Origin of the sequence: Pseudomonas sp. C1C7 (genome assembly GCF_013359595.1) — a bacterium.
In the GTDB taxonomy this organism is placed as follows: domain Bacteria; phylum Pseudomonadota; class Gammaproteobacteria; order Pseudomonadales; family Pseudomonadaceae; genus Aquipseudomonas.
The window spans coordinates 13,649-36,724 of record NZ_JABFMP010000001.1; the positions used below are offsets into that span (position 1 = coordinate 13,649).

Annotated in this window: 21 protein-coding genes and 2 tRNA genes; 15 read left to right on the forward strand and 8 right to left on the reverse strand. The window is 60.6% G+C overall.

The genetic code is table 11. From position 1 onward, the window contains the following. Positions 1–16: 16 nt before the first annotated feature. Positions 17–1,732 carry a proline--tRNA ligase gene (locus HNO86_RS00075; RefSeq protein WP_175375003.1) on the forward strand — a complete coding sequence of 572 codons (1,716 nt, stop codon included), beginning with the start codon at positions 17–19 and terminating at the stop codon, positions 1,730–1,732. 17 nt (positions 1,733–1,749) lie between these two features. Then, on the forward strand, positions 1,750–2,703 hold the full coding sequence (locus HNO86_RS00080; RefSeq protein ID WP_175375004.1) for a hypothetical protein: 954 nt from the start codon (positions 1,750–1,752) through the stop codon (positions 2,701–2,703). Between the two features lie 78 nt (positions 2,704–2,781). Here the strand turns inward: HNO86_RS00080 and dinB are convergent, their stop codons facing one another. Then, positions 2,782–3,843, reverse strand: coding sequence for a DNA polymerase IV (gene dinB, locus HNO86_RS00085; protein ID WP_175375005.1), 1,062 nt, complete (start codon positions 3,841–3,843; stop codon positions 2,782–2,784). Positions 3,844–4,145: 302 nt separating this feature from the next. On the opposite strand from dinB, the gene HNO86_RS00090 reads away from it, so the two are divergent. From HNO86_RS00090 to HNO86_RS00105, 4 genes are all read left to right on the forward strand, one after another. Continuing rightward, positions 4,146–4,222: transfer RNA gene (locus HNO86_RS00090), tRNA-Met, on the forward strand. A 209-nt stretch (positions 4,223–4,431) separates the two neighbouring features. After that, positions 4,432–4,508: transfer RNA gene (locus HNO86_RS00095), tRNA-Met, on the forward strand. Positions 4,509–4,788: 280 nt separating this feature from the next. Then, positions 4,789–7,431 carry a bifunctional lysylphosphatidylglycerol flippase/synthetase MprF gene (gene mprF / locus HNO86_RS00100; RefSeq protein ID WP_175375006.1) on the forward strand — a complete coding sequence of 881 codons (2,643 nt, stop codon included), beginning with the start codon at positions 4,789–4,791 and terminating at the stop codon, positions 7,429–7,431. After that, positions 7,431–8,726 carry a virulence factor family protein gene (locus HNO86_RS00105; RefSeq protein ID WP_175375007.1) on the forward strand — a complete coding sequence of 432 codons (1,296 nt, stop codon included), beginning with the start codon at positions 7,431–7,433 and terminating at the stop codon, positions 8,724–8,726. The genes mprF and HNO86_RS00105 overlap by 1 nt, the downstream gene beginning before the upstream one ends. 63 nt (positions 8,727–8,789) lie before the next feature. Here HNO86_RS00105 and HNO86_RS00110 read toward each other — a convergent pair whose 3' ends face one another. Beyond that, positions 8,790–10,691 (reverse strand): potassium transporter Kup, encoded by a 1,902-nt coding sequence (locus tag HNO86_RS00110; protein WP_175375008.1) that lies wholly within the window; start codon positions 10,689–10,691, stop codon positions 8,790–8,792. Positions 10,692–10,980: 289 nt separating this feature from the next. On the opposite strand from HNO86_RS00110, the gene rimO reads away from it, so the two are divergent. The 6 genes from rimO to tsaA all read left to right on the forward strand — a co-directional run bounded on the left by rimO (position 10,981) and on the right by tsaA (position 16,212). Continuing rightward, positions 10,981–12,318 carry a 30S ribosomal protein S12 methylthiotransferase RimO gene (rimO, locus tag HNO86_RS00115; protein WP_175375009.1) on the forward strand — a complete coding sequence of 446 codons (1,338 nt, stop codon included), beginning with the start codon at positions 10,981–10,983 and terminating at the stop codon, positions 12,316–12,318. Positions 12,319–12,444: 126 nt separating this feature from the next. Further along, a complete protein-coding gene (locus HNO86_RS00120) occupies positions 12,445–12,918 on the forward strand; it encodes a GNAT family N-acetyltransferase (protein ID WP_175375010.1) in 474 nt (157 codons plus the stop codon). A gap of 184 nt (positions 12,919–13,102) precedes the next feature. Continuing rightward, positions 13,103–13,813: an rRNA pseudouridine synthase gene (locus HNO86_RS00125; protein WP_175375011.1), complete on the forward strand. Its 711-nt coding sequence runs from the start codon at positions 13,103–13,105 to the stop codon at positions 13,811–13,813. Between the two features lie 75 nt (positions 13,814–13,888). Beyond that, positions 13,889–14,356, forward strand: coding sequence for a DUF1456 family protein (locus HNO86_RS00130; protein ID WP_175375012.1), 468 nt, complete (start codon positions 13,889–13,891; stop codon positions 14,354–14,356). A gap of 159 nt (positions 14,357–14,515) precedes the next feature. After that, on the forward strand, positions 14,516–15,286 hold the full coding sequence (locus HNO86_RS00135; protein ID WP_175375013.1) for an SDR family oxidoreductase: 771 nt from the start codon (positions 14,516–14,518) through the stop codon (positions 15,284–15,286). A 185-nt stretch (positions 15,287–15,471) separates the two neighbouring features. Next, complete coding sequence (gene tsaA / locus HNO86_RS00140; RefSeq protein ID WP_175375014.1) at positions 15,472–16,212, forward strand: tRNA (N6-threonylcarbamoyladenosine(37)-N6)-methyltransferase TrmO; 741 nt, start codon at positions 15,472–15,474, stop codon at positions 16,210–16,212. Between the two features lie 31 nt (positions 16,213–16,243). On the opposite strand, the gene fpr is transcribed toward tsaA, so the two are convergent. Further along, positions 16,244–17,023, reverse strand: coding sequence for a ferredoxin-NADP reductase (gene fpr / locus HNO86_RS00145; RefSeq protein ID WP_002554680.1), 780 nt, complete (start codon positions 17,021–17,023; stop codon positions 16,244–16,246). Positions 17,024–17,157: 134 nt separating this feature from the next. Here fpr and HNO86_RS00150 point away from each other — a divergent pair, with 134 nt between their 5' ends. Continuing rightward, entirely contained in the window at positions 17,158–18,084 is a 927-nt protein-coding gene (locus HNO86_RS00150; protein ID WP_175375015.1) for a LysR family transcriptional regulator, read from the forward strand. Here HNO86_RS00150 and HNO86_RS00155 read toward each other — a convergent pair. The 3 genes from HNO86_RS00155 to HNO86_RS00165 form a co-directional block, all read right to left on the reverse strand. Beyond that, positions 18,081–18,443 carry a diacylglycerol kinase gene (locus HNO86_RS00155; RefSeq protein ID WP_095197038.1) on the reverse strand — a complete coding sequence of 121 codons (363 nt, stop codon included), beginning with the start codon at positions 18,441–18,443 and terminating at the stop codon, positions 18,081–18,083. The genes HNO86_RS00150 and HNO86_RS00155 overlap by 4 nt on opposite strands. A 77-nt stretch (positions 18,444–18,520) precedes the next feature. After that, positions 18,521–19,171 carry a response regulator transcription factor ErdR gene (gene erdR / locus HNO86_RS00160; RefSeq protein WP_175375016.1) on the reverse strand — a complete coding sequence of 217 codons (651 nt, stop codon included), beginning with the start codon at positions 19,169–19,171 and terminating at the stop codon, positions 18,521–18,523. A 205-nt stretch (positions 19,172–19,376) separates the two neighbouring features. Next, positions 19,377–20,120 (reverse strand): tRNA-uridine aminocarboxypropyltransferase, encoded by a 744-nt coding sequence (locus HNO86_RS00165; protein WP_175375017.1) that lies wholly within the window; start codon positions 20,118–20,120, stop codon positions 19,377–19,379. 189 nt (positions 20,121–20,309) lie between these two features. Between HNO86_RS00165 and HNO86_RS00170 the strand changes: the two genes are divergently transcribed. Continuing rightward, positions 20,310–20,732 carry a PA3611 family quorum-sensing-regulated virulence factor gene (locus HNO86_RS00170; protein WP_175375018.1) on the forward strand — a complete coding sequence of 141 codons (423 nt, stop codon included), beginning with the start codon at positions 20,310–20,312 and terminating at the stop codon, positions 20,730–20,732. Here the strand turns inward: HNO86_RS00170 and HNO86_RS00175 are convergent, their stop codons facing one another. Further along, a complete protein-coding gene (locus HNO86_RS00175) occupies positions 20,733–20,933 on the reverse strand; it encodes a hypothetical protein (RefSeq protein WP_175375019.1) in 201 nt (66 codons plus the stop codon). A 480-nt stretch (positions 20,934–21,413) separates the two neighbouring features. On the opposite strand from HNO86_RS00175, the gene HNO86_RS00180 reads away from it, so the two are divergent. Beyond that, complete coding sequence (locus HNO86_RS00180; RefSeq protein ID WP_175375020.1) at positions 21,414–22,556, forward strand: TIGR00730 family Rossman fold protein; 1,143 nt, start codon at positions 21,414–21,416, stop codon at positions 22,554–22,556. A gap of 45 nt (positions 22,557–22,601) precedes the next feature. Here the strand turns inward: HNO86_RS00180 and recX are convergent, their stop codons facing one another. After that, complete coding sequence (gene recX, locus HNO86_RS00185; RefSeq protein WP_175375021.1) at positions 22,602–23,069, reverse strand: recombination regulator RecX; 468 nt, start codon at positions 23,067–23,069, stop codon at positions 22,602–22,604. Between the last annotated feature and the right edge of the window lie 7 nt (positions 23,070–23,076).

Here is a 23,076-nt window from a genome sequence, read left to right on the forward strand (position 1 = left end):
TCGATAACGGCCAACCATGCGTACCAGTCAATTTTTGCTCGCCACACAGAAAGAAACGCCTTCCGACGCGGTCGTGATCAGCCATCAGCTGATGCTGCGCGCCGGCATGATCCGTAAACTCGCCTCGGGCCTGTACACCTGGCTGCCGATGGGCTTGCGAGTGATGCGCAAGGTCGAAGCCGTCGTCCGCGAAGAAATGAACGCCGCCGGCTCCCTTGAAGTGTATATGCCGAGCACTCAGCCGGCCGAGCTGTGGCAGGAATCCGGTCGCTGGGAAGAGTACGGTCCTGAACTGCTGCGCTTCAAGGATCGCCACGGTCGCGACTTCTGCGCCGGCCCGACCCACGAAGAAGTCATCACCGATCTGATGCGCAACGAGTTGAGCAGCTACAAGCAGCTGCCAATCAACCTGTACCAGATCCAGACCAAATTCCGTGATGAAATCCGTCCACGCTTCGGCTTGATGCGCGGTCGCGAGTTCGTCATGAAAGACGCCTATTCGTTCCACGCTGACCAGGCTTCGCTGCAGGTCACCTACGATCGCATGCACCAGGCCTACTGCAACGTGTTCACCCGCCTGGGCCTGAAATTCCGCCCGGTTGAAGCCGACAACGGTTCGATCGGTGGCGCCGGCTCCCACGAGTTCCACGTACTGGCCGAATCCGGCGAAGACGATATCGTCTTCAGCAACGGTTCCGACTACGCGGCGAACATCGAGAAAGCCGAAGCCGTGCCACGGGAAACTTCCCGTCCCGCACCGTCTGAAGAGCTGCGCCTGGTGGACACCCCGGACACCAAGACCATTGCCGCGCTGGTGGAAAAATTCAATCTGCCGATTGAAAAGACCATCAAGACCCTGATCGTGCACGCCGAGGAAGAAGGCAAACTGATTGCCCTGATCATCCGTGGCGACCACGAACTCAACGAAATCAAGGCCGCCAACCAGCCTGGCGTTGCCAGCCCGCTGGTCATGGCCAGCGATGCCGAACTGCGCGACGCCATCGGCGCCGGCGCCGGTTCCCTCGGCCCGCTGAACCTGCCACTGCCGATCATCATCGACCGTTCGGTCGAGCTGATGAGCGACTTTGGCATCGGTGCCAACATCGACGACAAGCACTACTTCGGCGTGAACTGGGAGCGTGACCTGCCGGTGCCGACCGTTGCCGACCTGCGCAATGTGGTCAGCGGCGACCCAAGCCCGGACGGCAAGGGCACCCTGGAAATCAAGCGCGGCATCGAAGTCGGGCACATCTTCCAGCTGGGCAACAAGTACAGCAAGGCGATGAAGTGCGAAGTGCTGGGCGAGAACGGAAAGCCGGTCACCCTGGAAATGGGTTGCTACGGCATCGGCGTTTCCCGCGTGGTGGCCGCCGCCATCGAGCAGAACAGCGACGACAAGGGCATCATCTGGAGCGACACCCTGGCGCCGTTCCAGATCGCCCTGGTGCCACTGCGCTACGAAACCGATCTGGTGCGCGAAGCCACCGACAAGCTGTACGCGGAACTGACCGCCGCCGGCTTCGAAGTGCTGCTGGACGATCGCGACAAGAAAACCAGCCCGGGCATCAAGTTCGCGGACATGGAACTGATCGGCATTCCGCACCGGATCGTGGTCAGCGACCGCGGCCTGGCCGAAGGTAACCTGGAATACAAGAGCCGTACCGAAGCCGAGCCGCAAGCGCTGCCGGTCGCCGACGTACTGTCGTTCCTTCAGGCCCGTATCCGCCGCTGAATCCAGATAGAGACGTCATGTTCAAGCGAAACACCTTAGGCCTCGGTGGTGCCGCCCTGTGCGGCACCCTGATGGTCAGCGGCTGTGCCAATCACATGTCGCAGCGCAGCGAACACGAGGAACGTGTCGAGCGCAAACTGCTTGATCACAGCCTGCAGATCGATGTCGGCGAGCCCAAGGTGCTTGAGCTGCCGCAACGTCGGGTGAAGATCCACGAGCAGAAGACTTTCGAAGTCACCGAGTTCGAAGTCACGCGTCATTACGATCGCTATACGCCTTACCAACCCTGGCGGGAGATCTATGAGATCCCGCTGGGTGCGGTAGCCGTGGTGGGTGGTATCGGTGCGAATGTGGTCAACGTGTTCGCCTTCGGCAACCTGCCCGATAGCATGACCAAGGACTGGTTCAACTATGGCTTTGCCGGCCTGAACCCGTTCATGAACACGCAATCCAACGGTCGCGCCCAGCAGAACCTGGCCGGGATCGATGAGGTTCAGCTGGACAAGCGCACCGAATACTCGAGCCTGCCGTGGAGCGAGCGTCCGGTTGAGGTCAAGGCCGGAAAGGAAACCTTCGAGCTCAGTACCGACAAGAATGGCGTGCTGCGCCTGAACCTGCTGGACAGCCCGTTCGCCGAATACGACCTGAACCATCTGACCCGATTGCAGATCCGCGTCGAGAACCCTGCTGATGACGTGCACACCGATTCGTCCCTGGCCGTCAGCAGCAAGCTGCGCGGCAAGTTGCTCGAAGCGCACGGACTGATCTACGACGACCTCGAAGACGATGAAGTGAGCCAGTGGGTACACCGGGTCAAGCGTCTGTCGGAGCTGGGTCTGGAAGAAGAAGCCGTCGAGCTGGAACAGAGCCTGATCGAACTGACCCGCAACGATCCAGAACTGCAGACCGAATTCCTCAAGTCCTTGACCAAGGATGCCGGGCGGTTGGTGGCGGATCCGGGGCCGCATTAATCGCAAAAAGCTTCGCGGGCAAGCCTTGCTCCTACGTAGGAGCGAGGCTTGCCCGCGAAGGCATTTTCATTTTCACCACTATCTTTCAAACAACTCCATCTGCTCAAACCCGCCCCGCAAATCCTCCAGCCTCACCCCCACCCCCAACAACCGCACCGGCTTGCCGCCACGATTGAACGCCTGGGTCAGCAACAGCTGATAACTGCCCAGATCCCGCCCTGCCCCGGCCTGCTCCAGTGTGGTCTGGGTGAAATCATGGAACTTCACTTTGACGAACGGCTTGCCCGGCCGGTAGCTGCTGTCGATTCGCGCCATGCGCCCGGCCAGGGTCTCGAGCAACTCTGGCAATTTATCCAGGCAGCTCTTCAAGTCCGGCAAGTCGGCGTCGTAGGTGTTTTCGACGCTGATCGACTGCCTGCGACTGTCGTTATGCACCTGCCGCTCGTCGATGCCACGGGCCAGGCTCCAGAGACGCTCGCCAAAGCTGCCGAATTCGCGCACCAGGGCCAACTTGTCCCACTGGCGCAACTGCGCACAATCGGCAATCCCGAGCTTGCCCAACTTGTCGGCGGTGACTTTGCCGACCCCGTGCAGCTTGCTCACGGGCAAACCGCTGACAAAGTCCTCGACCTGATCCGGCGTAATGACGAACAGGCCATTGGGCTTTCTCCAGTCGCTGGCGATCTTGGCGAGAAACTTGTTCGGCGCCACACCCGCCGAGACGGTGATGTGCAACTGATTCGACACCCGCCGCCGGATGTCCTGGGCGATGCGTGTTGCGCTACCGCCGAAATACGCGCTGTCCGACACATCCAGGTAAGCCTCGTCGAGGGAAAGCGGCTCGATGATGTCGGTGTAATCGCGAAAGATCGTATGAATTTCCTTCGACGCTTCTCGATAGGCATCCATACGTGGCTTGACGATGGTCAGGTCCGGACAGAGCTTCAACGCATGCCCCGAGGACATGGCCGACCGCACGCCATAGGCCCGAGCCTCGTAATTGCAGGTCGCAATCACGCCACGGCGATCCGCCGCACCGCCCACGGCCAGCGGCTTTCCGGCCAGTCGCGGGTCGTCGCGCATCTCGATGGCGGCGTAGAAGCAGTCGCAATCCACGTGGATGATTTTTCGCTGGCTCATATCGAAGCGGTATTCAGATGAAGAAAAGGCGATAGGTCGTGTCAGGTCGGCAGTATCTCACTGACACCTGTATATAGCACCAGTAGTCTGAATCTTCTCCGATGACTGTAGGAAAAAGCAGCGGGAAAATTTATTTTCTCAATCAGCCGCTTCCGACTGATAGAGCCGGAACCCTTGCCCTGCCTGCCTCTCAGGCCGATCCGCCGACGTTTGAAACAGCTAAGCAATTGAACCAGAACAGGTTTTATCGGTCTTGAAGGTTGACAGCCTGCGAATCCTCTGTAGAATGCCGCCTCATCAGACGCGGGATGGAGCAGCCTGGTAGCTCGTCGGGCTCATAACCCGAAGGTCGTCGGTTCAAATCCGGCTCCCGCAACCAAACATCAGAAAAGGCCATTCGAAAGAATGGCCTTTTTTGTGCGCGCCTGTTTTGTCTACAAACACCTGCCCTCAAGTTTGTGCGCAAACGAGAATCCTTTCAGATTCCGAAACTTAAGCCTGCCGTGCGACCACTTAACGTTTATTTGACCCGCTTTGAGATTAACGGTTGACACCCCGGCGTATCTCTATAGAATGCCGCCTCACAGACGCGGGATGGAGCAGCCTGGTAGCTCGTCGGGCTCATAACCCGAAGGTCGTCGGTTCAAATCCGGCTCCCGCAACCAAACGTCTGAAAAAGGCCACTCGAAAGAGTGGCCTTTTTTGTGCCCGATGAAAAAGTCCTTTCGCAACAATGATCTGTCACCGTGTCGCAAGCCTTCGAAGGTCACCAGGTCGCCAAGTTCAGACTATGCTGAAATCGCGCCCCGAACACCCGGCGACTAGCGATTCGCCATCGCCGAGACTCGGTGATAGGCGTTAATATTTGTGATTATTTTTTTCCACAGGGATTGGTAACTTGGCTGGATACCTCCATCCTGTCGCGCACAATCCAAGAGGTGATTGATGCGCGCCAACTCGTCTGACTCTCAAGACACCGCGACAGCGACACAACCGATCAAGGCTGAACGGTTGCGCTTGCTTGATCTCATCAGCAAGTACCGACAGCCCATCGGCCTGGCGGTCACGCTGCTATTGTTTGCCATTGCACTGGTTGCCTGTCGCCACCTGCTGAGCGAACTGGATCTGGATGCACTGCATGACTCGATCCTGGAAGTGCCCAAACCCGCCCTGCTCGGTGCACTGGGCGCGACCGTGGCAGGTTTCATCATTCTGCTGGGCTACGAATGGTCGGCCAGCCGCTACGCCGGCGTGACGCTGGCTCCTCGCACACTCGCACTGGGCGGCTTCACCGCGTTCGCCATCGGCAATGCCATCGGCCTTTCGATGCTTTCCGGTGGCTCGGTTCGTTACCGCCTGTATGCACGCCATGGCCTGGGGGCTGGCGAAGTTGCCCACATGACGCTGTTCGCCAGCCTCTCCCTGGGCTGCGCCCTGCCGCCACTGGCCGCGCTGGCAACCTTGAGCAACCTGCCCGGTGCTTCCGTGGCCCTGGGGCTCTCGCAAACCTTGCTGGGCACCATTGCGGCCGTCGTGTTGCTGCTGTCCGCCGTGCTCGCGGTGGGCATCTATCGCCGGCGCCTGCCGGAGCAACCCTATCCCGACAACCTGCTGGTCAAGATCGGCCGGCGCACCTTGCGCCTGCCGGGTCGCCGCCTGACGTTCCTGCAACTGGTGATCACCGCGCTGGACGTCGCCGCCGCCGCCACGGTGCTCTATCTGCTGCTGCCCGAAGCACCACCGTTCGGCGCTTTCCTCCTGGTTTATCTGCTGGCGCTGGCGGCAGGCGTGCTCAGCCACGTACCGGGCGGTGTCGGGGTGTTCGAAGCGATTCTGCTCGCAGCCTTTTCCGATACCCTGGGCGCCGCGCCACTGGCCGCTGCCCTGCTGCTGTATCGCCTGACCTACGTCGTGCTGCCGATGCTGGTGGCGTGCCTTTTGTTGTTGATCAACGAAGGCCAGCGCCTGTTCCAGACGCGCCAGACCCTGCGCGCCGCCTCGGGCCTGGCCGCACCGATCCTCGCCGTGCTGGTGTTCCTATCGGGCGTGGTGCTGCTGTTTTCCGGCGCCACTCCGGAGATCGACACCCGCCTGGAACACATCGGCTTTCTGATCCCCCATCGCCTGGTCGATGCCTCGCACTTTGGCGCCAGCCTGATCGGCGTGCTGTGCCTGCTGCTCGCCCAGGGCCTGCGCCGGCGACTGTCGGCGGCGTGGATGCTGACCACCATTCTGTTGCTGGTGGGCGCCCTGCTCTCCCTGCTCAAGGGTTTCGACTGGGAAGAAGCCACACTGATGACCCTGACCGCCGCGCTGCTCGGGGTTTTCCGCACGTCGTTCTATCGCCCCAGCCGCCTGACCGAACTGCCGTTTTCGCCGATGTATCTGGTGGCCAGTGTTTGCGTGCTCGCCGCTTCGATCTGGCTGCTGCTGTTTGCCTATCAGGACGTTCCGTACAGCCATCAACTCTGGTGGCAATTTACTCTGGACGCCGACGCCCCCCGTGGCCTGCGCTCGCTGCTGGGTGCCGCGGTACTGCTGATGGTCATATCCCTGACCTGGCTGCTGCGCACCGCGCGCCCGGTGATCCATCTGCCGACGCCCGACGAACTCGAGCGCGCGCACAAGATTCTCATGGCTTCGGCGCAACCCGATGGCGGTCTGGCACTGACCGGTGACAAGGCGCTGTTGTTCCACCCCAACGACGAGGCGTTCCTGATGTACGCCCGCCGCGGCCGCAGCCTCGTGGCCCTGTATGACCCGATCGGTCCGGGCCAGCAGCGGGCCGAGATGATCTGGCAGTTCCGTGACCTGTGCGACATCCACCACGCGCGCCCGGTGTTCTACCAGGTCCGCGCCGAGAACCTGCCTTATTACATGGACATCGGCCTGACCGCGATCAAGCTCGGTGAAGAGGCCCGCGTCGACCTGCAGCGCTTCGATCTCGAGGCTAAGGGCAAGGAGATGAAGGACCTGCGTTACACCTGGAACCGTGGCACCCGCGATGGCCTGTCGCTGGAGATCCATGAGCCGGGGCAGGCGCCGATGGATGAGCTCAAGGTGATTTCCGATGCCTGGCTGACCGGCAAGAACGTGCGCGAGAAAGGTTTCTCCCTCGGCCGATTCAGCGACGACTACCTCAAGTATTTCCGCATTGCGGTGATTCGTTTCGAAGGGCGCCCGGTGGCGTTCGCCAACCTGCTCGAGACCCACGGCCATGACCTGGCCAGCCTCGACCTGATGCGCGCGCACCCGGACGCCCCCAAGCTGACCATGGAGTTCATGATGGTCGGCCTGATCCAACACTATAAGAGTCACGGATACGCGCGCTTCAGCCTGGGCATGGTGCCACTGTCGGGGTTGCAACCCCGCCGCGGTGCACCCCTGACCCAGCGCCTGGGCTCGATGGTTTTCCGCCGTGGTGAGCAGCTCTACAACTTCCAAGGCTTGCGCCGCTTCAAAGACAAATTCCAGCCTGACTGGGAACCCCGTTATATGGCCGTGCCCGCCGGACTCGATCCGCTGGTTGCGCTGGCCGACACTGCTGCCCTGATCGCGGGCGGCTTGACTGGATTGGTGAAACGCTGATGATTCAACGCTCCTTGCGCTACATACTCGGCACGCTGATTGTGCTGGCCGTGATTCTCGGTGGTGGCTACTGGTACCTGAAACGCCCGGCTCCGGAGCCGACACTCGAACAACTGACCCCGACCGACGGCCCGGCGATGACCCGCGTCATTCCGGGGAACACGCCACGCGCCCAGGTGCTGGTGGCGGTCAATGAAGACCAGAAACTCAGCGACAAGCAATTGCTGACCCTGAGCCGCAGCGGCTCGGCACAGATCGTCCAGGTGATCCTGCCCAAGGACTGCCTGCTGCAAAGCCGCGCCCTGCAAACCGGCCTGCGTGAACTCAAGGGCCCGGCGACCCTCGTCAGCGGCATCGGCCCGGGCGCCGTGCTGGCGTGGCGCTGGTTGTCCGAACAGAAGAACGACAAGGCCCAGGCCGTTTCGGTGGACCTGGCCCTGGAAAAACCCGGCTGCACCCACCTGCTGCCCAAAAGCGCCGCCCACGGCCACTGGCTGGTGGCGTGGAACGACAACCCCGATGACACCAGCGCCGGCTTCGTGCGTGACCAGCCGAACGCCGAAACCAGCATCAGCGACTACGACATCAACCTGCCGCAAGTGCTGAACAACGAACTGCGCAAAATCCTCGTCGGCGGCGACAAGGCGGCCGGCGGCCTGCAAATCCCGGTGGTCGAAGTCCCGGCCGGACAAGCGAAAGACACCGTGACCCTGTTCCTGTCCGGCGACGGCGGCTGGCGCGACCTGGACCGCGATGTGGCGGGCGAGATGGCCAAGATTGGCTATCCGGTAGTGGGCATCGATACCCTGCGCTACTACTGGCAGCACAAGAGCCCTGAGCAAAGCGCCCTGGACCTGACCGAACTGATGCAGCACTACCGGCAGAAATGGGGCACCAAGCGCTTCATCCTGACCGGCTACTCGTTCGGCGCCGACGTCCTGCCAGCCATCTACAACCGCCTGCCCGAGTCCGAGCAACAGCGGGTCGACGCAATCATCCTGCTGGCCTTCGCCCGCACCGGCAGCTTCGAAATCGAAGTCGAAGGCTGGCTCGGCAACGCCGGCAAGGAAGCCGCCACCGGCCCGGAAATGGCCAAACTGCCACCAGCCAAAGTGGTGTGCATCTTCGGCGAAGAGGAAATCGACGAAAGCGGCTGCACCGACAAGACCGCCGTGGGCGAAACCATGAAACTGCCCGGCGGCCACCACTTCGACGAAAACTACCCGGCCCTGGCCAAGCGCCTGGTGGATGTAATCGAGAAGCGCCAGGCCAAGGAAACCGAGGCTCAGGAATAATCTGAAGCCCGAAAAAAAAGCCCCCGCTACCGAACCGGTAGCGGGGGCTTTGTCTGCGGAGCCTTACATCTCCACCTGCGTCCCCAACTCAATCACCCGGTTCAACGGCAGATTGAAGAAGCGCAAATTACCGTTGGCGTTCTGCAACATGAACGCGAACAAGGCTTCGCGCCAGCGGGACATGCCGACCAGTTTGGAGGCGATGACCGTTTCGCGGCTGAGGAAGTAGGTGGTGCGCATCGGGCTGAAGTCCAGCTCGGCCAGATGGCACAGCTTCAGCGCCTGTGGCACGTCCGGTTCGTCGGTGAAGCCGAAATGCAGGATCACCCGGAAGAACCCTTCGCCGTAGGCTTCGACTTCGAAGCGCCGGTTCGTCGGCACCCGCGGAATGTCTTCGTACACCACGGTCAGCAGCACCACTTGCTCGTGCAACACCTGGTTGTGCAGCAGGTTATGCAACAAGGCGTGGGGCACGGCGTCGGGTCGCGCGGTGAGGAACACCGCGGTGCCCTGCACGCGATGTGGCGGCTGTACGGCGATGCTGCTGATGAAGATATCCAACGGCAGCCCGCCCTCATCGATACGGTCCACCAGCAACTGCTTGCCGCGCTTCCAGGTGGTCATCAGCACGAACAGCGCGAGGCCAGCGATCACCGGGAACGCACCACCCTGAACAATTTTCGGCACGTTGGCGGCGAAATACACGCCGTCCACCAGCAGGAACCCGAGACAGACCGGCACCGCGAGCACCGGCGGCCATTTCCACAGCAACAACATCACCGCCGACACCAGGACGCTGGTCATCAGCATGGTCCCGGTCACCGCCACCCCGTAGGCCGAGGCCAGGGCGTTGGACGATTCGAAACCCAGCACCAGCAGCACCACACCCACCATCAGCGACCAGTTCACCGCGCCGATGTAGATCTGGCCCTGCTCGGCGCTGGAGGTGTGCTGGATGTGCATGCGCGGAATGTAACCGAGCTGGATCGCCTGGCGAGTCAGGGAGAAGGCACCGGAAATCACCGCCTGGGAGGCAATGACGGTGGCCATGGTCGACAGCGCCACCAGCGGAATCAGCGCCCAGTTCGGCGCCAGCAGATAGAACGGGTTGCGCGCGGCCTGCGGATCACCCAGCAGCAACGCTCCCTGGCCGAAGTAGTTCAGCACCAGCGCCGGCAGCACCAGGATGAACCACGCACGGGCGATCGGCTTGCGGCCGAAGTGGCCCATGTCGGCGTACAGCGCTTCGGCACCGGTCAAGGCCAGCACCACCGCACCGAGGATGGCCACGCCCATGCCCGGATGCACGATGAAGAAACGCACACCCCAGACCGGATTCACCGCCTTGAGCACTTCCGGGTGCTGCATGATGCCGTAGACACCCAGGGCGCCGAGCACCACGAACCAGGTGACCATGATCGGCCCGAACAGAATGCCGATGCGCGCGGTGCCGTGGCGCTGGATCAGAAAAAGCCCGACCAGCACGATCAGCGACAGCGGCACCACCCAGTGATCGATGCCTTCGAACGCCAGACCCAGCCCCTCGATGGCCGACAGAACGGAAATCGCCGGGGTGATCATGCTGTCGCCATAGAACAGCGCCGCGCCGATCAGCCCGCACACCACCAGCAGGGTGCGCAGCTTTGCACGCCCCGCCGCCGCTCGCCGGGCCAGCGCGGTCAGGGCCATGATCCCGCCTTCGCCCTGGTTGTCGGCGCGCAGCACGAACATCATGTATTTGATCGACACGACCCAGATCAGCGACCAGAAGATCAGCGCCAGAATGCCCAACACGCCGTCGTGGTTGACCGGCACGCCATAGCCGCCGGAAAACACTTCTTTGAGGGTGTACAACGGGCTGGTGCCGATATCGCCATAAACCACCCCGACCGCCGCCACCAGCATCCCGATCGGATTCACCGTCGAATGCCCCGCGCCCGCCGCGTGACTACTTGCCTGACCCATCCAACACTCCTGATTCCCAGATCGGCTTCTTCGAACGAAGCACTAAGCTTTGTAATGCAGCATGGGCTGTTTTACCCCTTGTTACAGACGTTTTGTTGACTGTAAAAAAACGGTAAGGCCCAACGGCGCGAAGCATAGCGCAGCACTCGTCGTATTTCCCTGCATAAAGCTGGTCAAGTGAACGTCTCATCGATAGAATTGCGCACTTTTTGATCAGAGGCGCAAAAAAGCGTCCGTCTGTCGCCTTGCCCCTGTTGGCTTGAGGCGTCCCAAAATACCGAGGTTAGACATGTCCACCACTCCTGCGCCGGCCAATCCGAAAGTTGGCTTCGTATCCCTGGGTTGCCCCAAAGCACTGGTCGACTCCGAGCGCATCCTGACTCAGCTGCGCATGGAAGGTTATGACGTTGTGTCCACCTACCAGGACGCGGATGTCGTGGTGGTCAACACTTGCGGCTTCATCGACTCGGCAAAGGCAGAGTCCCTGGAAGTGATCGGCGAAGCGATCAAGGAAAACGGCAAGGTCATCGTGACCGGCTGCATGGGCGTGGAAGAAGGCAACATCCGCGACGTGCACCCGAGCGTGCTGGCCGTGACCGGTCCGCAGCAGTACGAGCAAGTGGTCAGCGCGGTGCACGAAGTCGTGCCACCCAAGCAGGATCACAACCCGCTGATCGACCTGGTGCCGCCACAAGGCATCAAGCTGACCCCACGTCACTACGCCTACCTGAAGATTTCCGAAGGCTGCAACCACAGCTGCAGCTTCTGCATCATTCCGTCGATGCGCGGCAAGCTGGTCAGCCGCCCGGTGGGTGACGTGCTCGACGAGGCCCAGCGCCTGGTCAAGTCCGGCGTCAAGGAGCTGCTGGTGATCTCCCAGGACACCAGCGCCTACGGCGTCGACGTCAAATACCGCACCGGTTTCTGGAACGGCGCGCCGGTGAAAACCCGCATGACCGAACTGTGCGAAGCCCTGAGCACCCTCGGTGTCTGGGTGCGTCTGCACTACGTTTACCCGTACCCGCACGTCGACGAGCTGATCCCGCTGATGGCCGCCGGCAAGATCCTGCCGTACCTGGACATCCCGTTCCAGCACGCCAGCCCGAAAGTGCTGAAGTCGATGAAACGCCCGGCGTTCGAAGACAAGACCCTGGCGCGAATCAAGAACTGGCGCGAAATCTGCCCGGACCTGATCATCCGCTCGACCTTCATCGTCGGCTTCCCTGGCGAAACCGAAGAAGACTTCCAGTACCTGCTGGACTGGCTGACCGAAGCCCAGCTCGACCGCGTCGGCTGCTTCCAGTACTCGCCGGTCGAAGGCGCTCCGGCCAACGATCTGGATCTGGAAGTGGTACCGGACGACGTGAAGCAGGACCGTTGGGAGCGCTTCATGGCGCACCAGCAGGAAATCAGCTCGGCGCGTCTGCAAATGCGCATCGGCCGTGAAATCGAAGTGCTGGTCGATGAAGTCGACGAGCAAGGCGCGGTCGGCCGCTGCTTCTTCGACGCCCCGGAAATCGACGGCAACGTGTTCATCGACAACGGCAGCAACCTCAAGCCTGGCGACAAGGTCTGGTGCAAGGTGACCGACGCCGACGAATACGACCTCTGGGCCGAACAGATTTAAACGCTGAAATTATGAAAAGCCCCGCTCTTTTGACGAGATGCGGGGCTTTTTTACGGCTATCGTTTGGTGGATGAATGGATTCTCAAGTTCGTTAACGACGGCAATCGAAACAAGGAGCAGCCGGGAATGCGCCAACATTCGGTCATCCACACGCCGAAACTGAGTGACTACCAGGAATTGACCCGGGTCTGGGAAGCGTCGGTGCGCGCCACCCACGACTTTCTGCCGGACAGCTACATCGAGCTGCTGAAGAACCTGGTGCTGACCCGCTACCTCGATGCGGTGATGCTGATCTGCACCAAAGACTCGCGCCAGCGCATCACCGGGTTCGCCGGGGTTGCGGCGGGCAAGATTGAAATGCTGTTCATCGACCCTGCGCATCGCGGTCAGGGCCTGGGCAAGCAGCTGTTGCGTTATGCCATGGAGCATTTGAACGCTGACGAACTGGACGTCAACGAACAGAACCCGCAGGCGCTGGGGTTCTATTTCAAGCAAGGGTTCGAGGTGATCGGACGGTCGGAGGTCGATGGCATGGGGCAGCCGTATCCGTTGCTGCACATGCGTTATCGCCAGCCCGAACAGCTGACGCGCAAGGCCTGACACGACACGGATCAAATGTGGGCTTGCTCGCGAATGCGGAGTGTCATTCAACACATTTGTCGTCTGATCCACCGCTTTCGCGAGCAAGCCAGCTCCCACCCAGTCGCCCTGCGACGAAATGGGATCGCGATTAACTCGAGCCATGCAGGTACAATGCCCACCCTTTTTTTCTCACGGCCCCGACATGACTGACCCGATTCGACTTTCCAAACGCCTTATAGAACTCGTCGGCTGCTCCCGTCGGGAAGCCGAACTGTTCATCGAAGGTGGCTGGGTGACCGTTGACGGCGAAGTCATCGACGAGCCGCAATTCAAGGTCGGCGACCAGAAAGTCGAACTCGACAAGGACGCCAAGGCCACCGCACCGGAGCCGGTGACCCTGCTGCTCAACGTGCCCGCGGGCATGGACGCCGAGTCCGCCATGGCCACCTTGGGCGCCGACACCTTGAGCGAAGAGCACCGCTTCGGCAAACGCCCGCTGCGCGGCCACTTCCTGCGCCTGACCGCCAGTGCCGATCTGCAACCCGGCGCCAGCGGCCTGCTGGTGTTCACCCAGGACTGGAAGGTGCTGCGCAAGCTCACCGCCGATGCCGCGAAAATCGAGCAGGAATACGTGGTCGAGGTCGAAGGCGACATGATCGAGCACGGTCTCAACCGCCTGCAGCACGGCCTGACTTACAAGGGCAAGGAGCTGCCGCCGGTCAAGGCCAGCTGGCAGAACGAGAACCGCCTGCGCTTCGCCTTGAAGAACCCGCAACCGGGCGTGATCGCCCTGTTCTGCCAGGCCGTGGGCCTGAAGGTCGTGGGCATCCGCCGCATCCGTGTCGGCGGCGTATCCATCGGCAAAGTGCCGTCGGGGCAATGGCGCTACCTGTCCGGCAAAGAGAAGTTCTAAGGTTTCTCACGCCGCCACACATTTCGGCAGCGCGCCCTGGTGCGCTGCCCACAGCTGAATATCAGGACTGCACACATGATTCATAACGACGTACTGCGCAGCGTGCGCTACATGCTCGACATCAGCGACAAGAAAGTCGTCGAGATCATCAAGCTCGGCGGCATGGACGTGAAGCTGCAAGACGTGGTGACCTGGCTCGACAAGAAAGAGGAAGACGAAGAAGGCTTCGTACGCTGCCCGGACGACGTCATGGCGCACTTCCTCGATGGCCTGGTGGTGTTCAAACGCGGCAAGGACGAAAGCCGCCCGCCCATGCCGATCGAAGTGCCGGTGACCAACAACATCATCCTGAAAAAGCTGCGGGTGGCCTTCGAACTCAAGGAAGACGACATGCACGCGATCCTCAAGGCCGCCGAGTTCCCGGTATCCAAGCCTGAGCTGAGCGCGCTGTTCCGCAAGGTCGGCCACACCAACTACCGTCCGTGTGGCGATCAGTTGCTGCGCAATTTCCTCAAGGGCCTCACGCTGCGCGTGAGAGCGTAAGGCAGCCGCAAGCTACGAGCTGCAAGCGCTTTTACTTGCAGCTTGCAGCTTGACGCTCGCAACTGGGCCGAATGGCCCTCCATTCCGCGTAAAAATAGTGGCTCCGCTTCCAGCGGCTGACGACTAGGGTGTAATGACCTTCAGCTCTCAGGATTCGCCATGCACCACTACTTCTCCCTGCAAGGCCGCATCGCTCTGGTCACCGGCGGTACCCGTGGCATCGGCAAAATGATCGCCAAGGCCTTTGTCGAAGCCGGCGCCACCGTTTACGTCTGCGCCCGCGACGTCGAAGCCTGCCAGCAAACGGCCGACGAACTCGGCGCCTATGGCCGCTGCCATGGCGTGGCGGCCAACCTGGCCACTGAAGAGGGCGTGCTGCAACTGGTCGCGCGACTGGGCGAACAGATCACCCACCTCGACATTCTGGTCAACAATGCCGGCACCACCTGGGGCGCACCGCTGGAGAGCTACCCGATCAAGGGCTGGGAAAAGGTCATGCAGCTGAACGTGACGTCGGTATTCAACTGCATCCAGCAATTCCTGCCACTGCTGCGCAAAGGCGGTTCGGCGGCCAATCCTGCGCGGGTGATAAACATCGGCTCGGTCGCCGGCATCACTTCCCACGGCGAGCAGGCCTACGCCTACGGCCCCAGCAAGGCGGCCCTGCATCAACTGTCGCGGATGCTCGCGCGGGAACTGGTGGGCCAGCACATCAACGTCAACGTGATCGCACCGGGACGTTTCCCGAGCAAGATGACCCAGCACATTGGCAATGATGAGCGGGCGCTGGCGGAGGACACGGCGCTGATCCCGATGAAGCGCTGGGGACGTGAGGAGGAAATGGCGGCGTTGGCGATCAGCCTGGCGAGTACGGCGGGGGCCTACATGACCGGGAATATCATTCCGCTGGATGGGGGGTTCAGTCTCTGAGGTCGGTGGTGTGGCCTTCGCGGGCAAGCCTCGCTCCTACAGGGTTTCGTAGTGAACACAAGATATGTGTACACCCCAAACCCCTGTGGGAGCGGGCCTGCCCGCGAAGACTGACTAACAGGCAACATCGAACCACCAGTCGATCGGGTTATGATGCCCACCTCATTCCCCCTCGACCGCCACCCATGACCTACAGCGTTTCCCCCATCGGCTTCGTCCACTCCTGCTTCAAGGAGAAGTTCGCCATCCCGCGCCAACCGCAACTGGCCCCGGCTGCCCGCGGTGTCCTGGAACTGGTGGCGCCCTTCGATCAGGGCGATGCGGTGCAGGGCCTGGAGCAGGTCAGTCATGTGTGGCTGCTGTTTCTGTTCCATCAGGCGCTGGAAGAAAAGCCGCGCCTGAAGGTCCGCCCTCCCCGCCTGGGCGGCAACAAGTCCATGGGCGTGTTCGCCACCCGCGCGACACATCGGCCCAACGGCATCGGCCAGTCCGTGGTCAAACTGGACAAGGTCGAAGCCAATCGCCTGTGGATATCCGGCATCGATCTGCTGGACGGCACGCCGATTCTGGATATCAAACCCTACGTGCCCTACGCCGACATCATCGACACGGCCTCCAACAGCATCGCCAGCGCTGCGCCGCAGTTGATTGAGGTGCAGTGGAGCGACAACGCGTTGCAACAGGCTCACGGACACGCTCAGCGCCTTGCGGAGCCATTGGTCGAGCTGATCGAGCAGTGCCTGGCGCAGGATCCGCGCCCGGCGTACCAGACACCGGCGCCGGAGCGGGAATATGGCGCGCAATTCTGGGACGTGGACGTGCGCTGGCACTACCCGACGCCGGAGTTGATCCGCGTACTGGAAGTCGTCCTGAAACCCGACCTACAGCGTTTTGCGTCGGAAACAAAAAAGCCCGCGCTGCCTTGAGGCAACGCGGGCTTTTTGGTGTTGCGCCGTCTTACTTCTCGACGAACGCACGCTCGATCAGGTAATCACCCGGCTCGCGCATACGCGGCGAAACGGTCAGGCCGAAGCTGTTCAACACTTCGCTGGTCTCGTCAAGCATGCTCGGGCTGCCGCACAGCATGGCGCGGTCGTCCTGCGGGTTGATCGGTGGCAGGCCGATGTCGCTGAACAGCTTGCCGCTGCGCATCAGGTCGGTCAGGCGGCCCTCATTCTCGAACGGCTCGCGGGTCACGGTCGGGTAGTAGATCAACTTGTCACGCAGCGCTTCGCCGAAGAACTCGTTCTGCGGCAGGTGCTCGGTGATGAACTCGCGGTAAGCGACTTCGTTGACGTAACGAACGCCGTGGCACAGGATCACTTTTTCGAAACGCTCGTAGGTTTCCGGATCCTGAATGACGCTCATGAACGGCGCCAGACCGGTACCGGTGCTGAGCAGGTACAGATGCTTGCCAGGCTTCAAGTCATCCAGCACCAGGGTGCCGGTTGGCTTCTTGCTGATGATGATCTCGTCGCCTTCCTTCAGATGCTGCAGCTGAGAAGTCAGCGGACCGTCAGGCACCTTGATGCTGAAGAACTCGAGATGCTCTTCCCAGTTCGGGCTGGCAATCGAGTAAGCGCGCATAAGCGGGCGGCCGTTTGGCTGTTGCAGGCCGATCATCACGAACTGACCGTTCTCGAAGCGCAGGCCCGGATCGCGGGTGCACTTGAAGCTGAACAGAGTGTCGTTCCAGTGATGAACACTGAGGACACGCTCGTGGTTCATGTTGCTCATGTACGGGGACTCCTGGAGATTATCTGCGCGTGCTCCGAACTCTCTGGAAGGGTGCGCAATTGCATCGCATTCTAATAGCAGAGAGAATATCTGTTAAATGGATTATTAAGATAAGGGTTATCGGTTATATCGATATGCGATTTACTCTTCGTCAACTTCAAGTCTTCGTCGCCGTCGCCCAGCAGGAGAGCGTTTCCCGCGCTGCAGGCCTGCTCAATCTCTCGCAATCGGCGGCGAGCACCTCGATCACCGAACTGGAGCGTCAGTCCAGTTGCCAGCTGTTCGATCGCGCCGGCAAACGGCTGAGCCTCAACGCCCTCGGCAAGCAGCTGCTGCCGCAAGCGGTGGCCATGCTCGACCAGGCCAAGGAAATCGAAGACCTGCTCAACGGCAAATCCGGTTTCGGCTCGTTGGCAGTCGGCGCCACCCTGACCATCGGCAATTACCTGGCCACCCTGCTGATCGGCGGCTTCATGCAGCGCCACCCGGAAAGCCAGGTGAAGCTGCATGTACAGAACACTGCCAATATTGTGCAACAGGTCGCTCATTACGAAATTGATCTGGGTCTGATCGAGGGCGATTGCAACCACCCGGACATTGAAGTGCAGAGCTGGGTCGAGGACGAACTGGTGGTGTTTTGCGCCCCTCAGCACCCTCTGGCCCAACGCGGCACCGCGACCATGGACGAACTGAGCCAGGAAGCCTGGATTCTGCGCGAACAGGGTTCGGGGACGCGGTTGACCTTCGATCAGGCCATGCGTCATCACCACAGCGCGCTGAACATTCGCCTGGAGCTGGAGCACACCGAAGCGATCAAGCGCGCGGTGGAGTCCGGGTTGGGGATTGGCTGCATTTCACGGCTGGCACTGCGCGATGCGTTCCGTCGTGGCAGCCTGGTGCCGGTGGAGACGCCGGATCTGGACCTGGCGCGGCAGTTTTACTTCATCTGGCACAAACAGAAGTACCAGACCTCGGCGATGCGCGAATTCCTCGATCTGTGCCGCGCTTTCACCGCAGGGGTCCAGCGCAGCGACGAGATCGTACTGCCGGCAATCGCCTAGAGCAGAATCACGGCCCAGACCAGGGCAATCATGGTCAGTGCCACCAATTGCGCGGCGCTGCCCATGTCCTTGGCGTTTTTCGACAGCGGGTGTCGTTCGAGGGAGATGCGGTCGATCGCCGCTTCCACTGCCGAGTTGAGCAACTCGACGATCAGCGCCAGCAGGCAGACTGCGATCAGCAGCGCCTGTTCGACGCGGCTGACGTTCAGGAAGAACGACAAGGGAATCAGAATGACGTTGAGCAGAACCAGCTGCCGAAAAGCCGCTTCGCCGGTAAAGGCGGCGCGCAGACCATCAAAGGAATAGCCGGAGGCATTCAGGATGCGTTTAAGGCCGGTCTGGCCTTTGAAAGGGGACATAAGAGTAGGCAACTGACCAGAAAAGGAGTGAGGAAACTAGATTAACCCAAGTCAAAAAAGCGTGAAGACGCCAACCCTCAGTGGCTCGAAATTGACTCAAGTTGTTGCAGGAGCAACGCTGCCTGGGTCCGGGTTCGTACGTTGAGCTTGCGGAAAATCGCCGTCACGTGCGCCTTGATGGTCGCTTCGGAGACACCCAGCTCGTAGGCGATCTGCTTGTTCAGCAAACCTTCGCAGACCATGGTCAGCACCCGGAACTGCTGCGGGGTCAGGCTGGCAAGGCCTTCACTGGCCGCCTTGGCTTCTTCGGAAACGGCAACGGCTTCAAAGGCCTGCGCAGGCCAGTACACGTCACCATCGAGCACCGAACGCACGGCTTTCTGGATCACCTTCAAGTCGCTGGACTTGGGAATGAAGCCGCTGGCGCCAAACTCTCGGGACTTGACCATCACCGAGGCTTCTTCCTGAGCCGATACCATCACCACCGGAATCTGCGGGTATTGGCCGCGCAACAGCACCAACCCGGAAAAACCGTAGGCCCCGGGCATGTTCAGGTCCAGCAGCACCAGATCCCAGTCGGCCTTTTCGGTCAGACGGGTTTCCAGTTCGGCAATGCTTGCCACTTCCACCAGACGGACATCCGGGCCAAGACCCAGGGTCAACGCTTGATGCAAGGCGGAACGAAAAAGCGGGTGGTCATCGGCAATCAGGATTTCGTATGTGGCCATGCTCAAGTGATCCTGTTTTCAAACAACGCCAAGTTTCAAACAACGTCAGGTACGGCCACGGAGCTGCACCCACGGGGCACGTTCAACACCAGTACATAAGGTGTATCAAATTCAGGCCGTGCCCTAATCGGCGCCAAGCATGCCCAGCGAAACCGGGGTGGTCAAGCCGCATTCCGAGTACAGATCTTTGCAGTATGGGCGACAATCAGCCCATGACCGCGCCGTTGTTTTGCACAAACGGCAACAACTCGGCATGCGCCGGTGTTTCAACATTCATGTCCAATTGTCGCTTGGCATCGAGGTAATGCTGACTGAACACATCGAAATAGGCTTCCAGGGCCGACGCGGCCTGGACATCGCCCGCCAGATCCAGGCACAACGCCGCGACTTCGGCCGTGCACAGGTGCTCGCTGCGGGTCGAACGACGCAACTGATAGCGCGAGAGTTTTTCGGGCAGCAGGCTGAGGATCGGCAGCGCGTCGAAATAAGGGCTTTTGCGGAAAATCTTGCGGGCTTCGGTCCAGGTCGCGTCCAGCAGAATGAACAGCGGGCGCTTGCTGCTATCGGACGTCACCGTGTTGGTCACGCGCTCAGGCGCCACGTACTCGCCGGGGAACACCAGGTAAGGCTGCCATTGCGGATCCGACAGCAGCGCCAGCAATTGCTGATCGACTTCAGTCCGCGACCAGATGAACGCATGGTTGTCGCGCACCACATCGGCAATCAGCCAACCGGTGTTGCTGGGCTTGAACACTTCCTTGCTGGTCATGATCAGGCAGATGCCGGAACGGCTCTCGACCTGCGGGCGCCAGGCGCACAGGCAATGGCTCTCGATCACCCGGCAGGCACGGCAACGGGGCGCGCGCCAACCGCGGGCCTGAAGCGGCTTGACACCTTCATCTTCACGTTGATCACGCAGGCGGGCTACGGCGTTGGGGGCGTGGTTCATCAAAGGCAACGCCGGCAGACAGGGAAACTCGACACGAACGGCACTCGGGAAGGCAATAAAGACCGGCAGTTTACCAGAGCCGCCGGTGCAAGCCTGTACCGTCCAGACGGGCTCCCCTATAATTCGCCGCCACTGAACGCACAGTCACGTGGCTGGTCGAACCACCAGTCACTGAACCAGGAGAGTTTCATGCTGCGCCTTATCGTCCCCACCGCTGCCATTCTGCTGGCGTCGCCCTTCAGCGCTCAGGCTGCGTCCCTGAGTGAGCAGAATCTGAACAAAGAGCTGCGCAATGTCGCCGTACAAAGCAGCGTTGGCACGCCACGGGCGATCAATGAAGACATTCTTGATCAGGGCTACACCGTCGAAGGCAACACGCTGATCAACCACCTGAGCGTGCAGAGCAGCCACGCCCAGAAGATGCGCGCCGATCCAAAGGCGGTGTATTTCCAACTCGGCGCCTCGGTCTGCAACAACCCCGGTTTCCGCAAGCTGATGGCAAAAGGCGCGGTGATGCGTTATGACTTCACCGAGATCAAGACCAATCGTCCGGTAGGCTCGGCAAGCTTCCAGGAATCGGACTGCCCGAAAGCAACGCCGAAGAAAAAGTAATCAGTGGGATTTGGCGCGCCGCTGTTCATCCTCGGCGCGCAGTTCTGCCAGCAGTGCCTGCAAGTAACGCGAACGATGCTCTCCCCCCTCCAGTCGTCGGCAGCACTCTTCTTCAAGACTCAAATGATTGGTCTCAGCCGATGACTTGAGCAATCGATACAGTTGCGTATCGATCTCTATTTCCAGAACGACTCTGGCCATGGTTCCCGCCTCCTTGCAACTCGCTCTTGTTGAGCGATCAATCCCTGTACCGCTTGAACCTTAAGCCCTGCTTTGACGCAAAGCTGTCGTATGACGCCTGTAAATTAGTAAATCAGAGTGGCAGACGCACGGTGCAGCTTCAGACGAGCGGTGAAACTACCTTGTAAATAGTCAATAAGCGGTTGCCAGGAAAGACTTTGCGGCGCAATGATCAAGTCAGCGCAAATCACCACAAGGGTCTAGATTTCAAGGTATCGATCGTTATGTTTCAGGGCTGAAGGGGGCTGCCCGTTACCCGTTGTGTCATGCGAACGTTTCTTTCATCCAAGGGAAAAACAGAGCCTGTATGGATGACCCGATGTTGTTCGGGTCAAGTGGATCGCCCAGGCATGGGCCTGGGCAGACAGCGACACAGGACGTGTCGTGGCGTCGACGAATGCGTTGTCGACGCCTTGGGTTCTGTGCAGAAGGAGAAGTTGAATGCCTTACCAACCGAATGACCTCCTGAGCCGTCATTTTCAGGAAAGCGGCCACGACCTCATCAGCAAGGTCGAAGAACAACTCAACCTGGTTTCACCCAACAGCCCGAACATCCCCATCTACCGCGACATGATCCTGACCGTGCTGCGCATGGCCCAGGAAGATCACAATCGCTGGAATGCCAAAATCACCCTTCAAGCCCTTCGTGAACTGGAGCAAGCGTTCCGGGTACTCGAACAGTTCAAGGGGCGACGCAAGGTCACGGTATTCGGCTCAGCCCGCACACCGATTGAACACCCGCTGTACGCCATGGCCCGGGAACTCGGTGCCGCGCTCGCCCGCTCGGAGATGATGGTCATCACCGGCGCCGGCGGCGGCATCATGGCCGCAGCCCACGAAGGAGCCGGACGGGACAACAGCCTGGGCTTCAACATCACCCTGCCATTCGAACAGCACGCCAACCCCACCGTCAACGGCACGAGCAACCTGCTGCCGTTCCACTTTTTCTTCACCCGCAAGCTGTTCTTCGTCAAGGAAGCCGATGCCCTGGTGCTCTGCCCGGGCGGGTTCGGCACCCTGGATGAAGCGCTGGAAGTACTGACACTGATCCAGACCGGCAAAAGCCCGCTGGTGCCGGTGGTGTTGCTGGATGTACCTGGCGGCAAATTCTGGCAAGGAGCGCTGGACTTCATCCACCAACAGTTGGAGGAAAATCGCTACATCCTGCCTACAGACATGAAACTGGTGAGACTGGTCCACACCGTCGAGGAAGCGGTCGAGCACATCAACCAGTTCTACAGCAACTTCCACTCCAGCCGGTGGCTGAAGCATCAGTTCGTGATTCGCATGAATCACCGGCTCAGTGATCGAGCACTTGAACACATGCAGGAGGCGTTCGCCGACTTGTGCCTGAGCGATCGGTTCCACCAGCACGCCTACAGCGGTGAAGAGCACGATGAAGCGCAGTTCAGCCATCTGGCCCGGCTGGCCTTCGCCTTCAACGCCCGTGATCATGGCCGGCTGCGAGAGTTGGTGGATTACATCAACCTGCCGGAAAACTGGGAGCAATCTCAGTCTCAACTTCAGGCCCAAACTCAACCGCAAGTGCAGCAACGCTCGCGGGAAACGTCGAAAGAAATCTGAGGCAAAAAAGGCCCGCTATCGAAATAGCAGGCCTTTTTTATTCAGTCAGTAGTCCATGCCTCGGCCGCTGAGCAAGCGGCTGATCATGTCCATCGAGTATCCCCGATAGGCCAGGAACCTGCCTTGCTTGGCGCGCTCCCGTGCGTCTATCGGCAACTCGGAAAACTTGCGCCGCCAGGTGTCTTTCAGCTGCTCTTGCCAGTCGATACCGCATTCGCGCAAGGCCAACTCGATATCGCTGCGTTGCAGGCCACGCTGGCTCAACTCTTCACGGATGCGCAAAGGGCCATAACCGGAACGGGCACGGTAGGAAACGAAGCTTTCGAGATATCGGGATTCGGAGAGCAAGCCCTCTTCCGTGAGTCGGTCGAGCGCTGTTTCGATCAGTTCGGGGAGAGCGCCGCGCTGACGCAATTTACGCGTCAGCTCGACTCGACCGTGCTCGCGTCGAGCGAGCAGGTCCATGGCGGTTCGCCGCACCGCGACGAGTGTATCGAGTACGGCGGTCGTCATCGGATCA